This is a genomic window from Streptomyces griseorubiginosus (assembly GCF_017614965.1).
Taxonomy (GTDB): domain Bacteria; phylum Actinomycetota; class Actinomycetes; order Streptomycetales; family Streptomycetaceae; genus Streptomyces; species Streptomyces griseorubiginosus_B.
Window position 1 is genome coordinate 1 of sequence record NZ_WVUG01000624.1, and the last position, 1642, is coordinate 1642.

Here is a 1642-nt window from a genome sequence, read left to right on the forward strand (position 1 = left end):
GGGCCGCGGGGTCTGGCGGTGGTGCGTCTGGCGACGGGGCCGCGGGGTCGGACGGTGGTGCGTCTGGGGACGGGACCGCGGAGGCTGACGGTGGTTCCTCCGGGGACGAGATCGCGGGGGTCGGTGGCGATGCGACCCGCGCCAGGTACGACAGGACCGACGAGGAGGCCGAGGGGGCGTCCGGCGAGGCCATGACCGACGGCTCCTCGGACGGGGCTGCGGCGGAGACGGGGGACGACGAGACGCCCGGCGGTGCCGTGGACGGCGAGACGGCGTCCGAGCGGCGCGCTGGCCGGTCGGAGACGGCTGGCGAGGCCACTGGGGACTCCGAGGACTCCGAGGACGCAGAGAGCGCCGCCGGCGGCGCTGTGGGCACCCAGGGCCGCGGGAGCTCTGCGGAGGCCGGGGAGTCCGAGGGCGCTCAGGACGCGGAGGACACCGCGGGTACGGGCGACTCGGACGTGGACGATGCCGGGAAGGCCGGCGACGCTGAGGGCGGCGGCCTTGACTCCGCGAGCGCGCGGGACGCCGACGCCGAGGGCGATGGCTCGGCGGAGGGTAACGATTCCGCTGAGGTCGCCGGCGACGGCGAGACGGGCGGCGACGCACGCCTGCGTGCCGCTGTCGCGGCGTGGGTACGTACGGGGGAGGCGAAGCAAGCCTCTGCGACCGCGGAGCCCGAGAGCGCCGCAACAGACGCGAACGACAACAGCCCCCAGCCCGAGCCCGACGACAAGCCGAAGACCCCCAACGCCGCCAGGGACCCCCGCTCCGCGGCCGGGACCCCCGAGCCCGGCGTCGAGGGTGCCCGGCCCGCGAATGAGGATCCCCGCTCCGGTGCGGAGGACGCACGGCCTGCCGCCAAGACCCCCGGCTCTAGGGGGAAGGGCCCGGCGTCCGGTGTCGAGGATCCCCGCTCCGGCACTGGGGCCAAGCGGCCTGCCGCCAAGACCCCCGGCTCTACGGAGGAGGGCCCGAAGCCCGGCGTCGAGGATGTCCGGCCCGCGAGCGGGGACCCCCGAGATGGCGCTGAGGCCAAGCGGCCTGCCGCTGAGACCCTCAGCCTCACGGGGGCGGATCCCGAGTCCGGTGTCGAGGATGCTCGACCCGCAGGCGAGGACGTCCGGTCTCGGAGTGGGGGTGCCGACTCCAGCGTTGACGGCGCCCGTTCCAGTGCCGAGGACGCTCGGCCCGCCGCCAAGGACGCTCAGTCCGGTGCTGGGAAGTCCCGTGTCCAGGATGCTCGCCCCGCGGGCGAGGACGCCGAGGACGACATCGAGGACGCCCGCCCCGCGATCGACGACGCCCGGCCCGGTGGCAACGATGGCGAGGACGACCAGCCCGGGGTCGAGGACGAGGTCCCCGATGACGGTGAGGCGGCGGGTGGTGTGGCTCCCGTGCGCGGGCCCGCAGCCGCCGATGGCGGGAAGGGACCGCAGGGGCCACCCGCAGGTGACGACGAGAGCCGCACGGGTGGTGCGGGTGGGAAAACGGCCAACGCCGACGCCAACCCGCCCGCACCCGCCAAACCCGTCGACCAGCCCACCGCCGTCTTCAAGCGCCCCAAGCCCCAGGTCGACCAGCCGACCACCATGCTGAAACTGGGCGGCAAGCTCGGCGACCCCAAGGCCGAGCCCAAGAC

Annotated in this window: 1 pseudogene; it reads left to right on the forward strand. The window is 75.4% G+C overall.

Going from position 1 to position 1642, the window contains the following annotated elements:
* Positions 1-191 precede the first annotated feature (191 nt).
* Positions 192-1642 (forward strand): annotated as a pseudogene (locus tag GRC12_RS44265) (hypothetical protein); the annotation flags it as partial.